The 2,137-nt window shown below is 51.2% G+C and carries 1 rRNA gene (running past one end of the window); it reads left to right on the forward strand.

Annotation, left to right across the window (positions count from 1 at the left end):
- Positions 1-65 precede the first annotated feature (65 nt).
- A 23S ribosomal RNA gene (locus tag ABC357_RS21090) occupies positions 66-2,137 on the forward strand; it runs 125 nt beyond the window's last position.

Genomic DNA, 2,137 nt, shown 5'->3' on the forward strand with positions numbered 1-2,137 from the left:
CACCATCATTTCTTGCGAAATGATTTGAAGTACGCTTTGTACAACAAAGCGCCACTGACCATAATGGTTAAGTTAGAAAGGGCGCACGGTGGATGCCTTGGCACTAGGAGCCGATGAAGGACGGGACTAACACCGATATGCTTTGGGGAGCTGTAAGTAAGCTTTGATCCAGAGATTTCCGAATGGGGAAACCCACTGTTCGTAATGGAACAGTATCCTTACCTGAATACATAGGGTATGGAAGGCAGACCCGGGGAACTGAAACATCTAAGTACCCGGAGGAAGAGAAAGCAAACGCGATTTCCTGAGTAGCGGCGAGCGAAACGGAAGATAGCCCAAACCGAAAGGCTTGCCTTTCGGGGTTGTAGGACACTCTATATGGAGTTACAAAGGAACGGGGTAGATGAAGAGGCATGGAAAGGCCTGTCAAAGAAGGTAACAACCCTGTAGTCGAAACTTCGTTCCCTCTTGAGTGGATCCTGAGTACGGCGGGACACGAGGAATCCCGTCGGAAGCAGGGAGGACCATCTCCCAAGGCTAAATACTACCTAGTGACCGATAGTGAACCAGTACCGTGAGGGAAAGGTGAAAAGCACCCCGGGAGGGGAGTGAAATAGACCCTGAAACCGTGTGCCTACAAGTAGTCAGAGCTCATTCATGAGTGATGGCGTGCCTTTTGTAGAATGAACCGGCGAGTTACGATTACATGCAAGGTTAAGTTGAAGAGACGGAGCCGCAGCGAAAGCGAGTCTGAATAGGGCGAATGAGTATGTGGTCGTAGACCCGAAACCAGGTGATCTACCCATGTCCAGGGTGAAGTTCAGGTAACACTGAATGGAGGCCCGAACCCACGCACGTTGAAAAGTGCGGGGATGAGGTGTGGGTAGCGGAGAAATTCCAATCGAACCTGGAGATAGCTGGTTCTCTCCGAAATAGCTTTAGGGCTAGCCTCGATTGTTAGAGTCTTGGAGGTAGAGCACTGATTGGACTAGGGGCCCTCATCGGGTTACCGAATTCAGTCAAACTCCGAATGCCAAAGACTTATCATCGGGAGTCAGACTGCGAGTGATAAGATCCGTAGTCAAGAGGGAAACAGCCCAGACCACCAGCTAAGGTCCCAAAGTATACGTTAAGTGGAAAAGGATGTGGAGTTGCTTAGACAACCAGGATGTTGGCTTAGAAGCAGCCACCATTTAAAGAGTGCGTAATAGCTCACTGGTCGAGTGACTCTGCGCCGAAAATGTACCGGGGCTAAACGTATCACCGAAGCTGTGGATGCATACCGTATGGTATGCGTGGTAGGAGAGCGTTCTAAGTGCTGTGAAGTCAGACCGGAAGGACTGGTGGAGCGCTTAGAAGTGAGAATGCCGGTATGAGTAGCGAAAGAAGGGTGAGAATCCCTTCCACCGAATGCCTAAGGTTTCCTGAGGAAGGCTCGTCCGCTCAGGGTTAGTCGGGACCTAAGCCGAGGCCGAAAGGCGTAGGCGATGGACAACAGGTTGATATTCCTGTACCACCTCTTTATCGTTTGAGCAATGGAGGGACGCAGTAAGATAGAGTAAGCGCACTGTTGGATATGTGCGTCTAAGCAGTTAGGCTGGCAATGAGGCAAATCCCATTGCCGTGAAGGCGGAGCTGTGATAGCGAGGGAAATTTAGTACCGAAGTTCTTGATTCTACACTGCCAAGAAAAGCTTCTAGCGAGATAAAAGGTGCCCGTACCGCAAACCGACACAGGTAGGCGAGGAGAGAATCCTAAGGTGTGCGAGAGAACTCTCGTTAAGGAACTCGGCAAAATGACCCCGTAACTTCGGGAGAAGGGGTGCTCTGGTAGGGTGCAAGCCCGAGAGAGCCGCAGTGAATAGGCCCAGGCGACTGTTTAGCAAAAACACAGGTCTCTGCGAAGCCGCAAGGCGAAGTATAGGGGCTGACGCCTGCCCGGTGCTGGAAGGTTAAGAGGAGAGGTTAGCGCAAGCGAAGCTTTGAATCGAAGCCCCAGTAAACGGCGGCCGTAACTATAACGGTCCTAAGGTAGCGAAATTCCTTGTCGGGTAAGTTCCGACCCGCACGAAAGGCGTAACGATCTGGGCACTGTCTCAACGAGAGACTCGGTGAAATTATAGTACCTGTGAAGATGC

This window comes from Bacillus kalamii, assembly GCF_047238185.1.
Taxonomy (GTDB): domain Bacteria; phylum Bacillota; class Bacilli; order Bacillales; family DSM-1321; genus Bacillus_AD.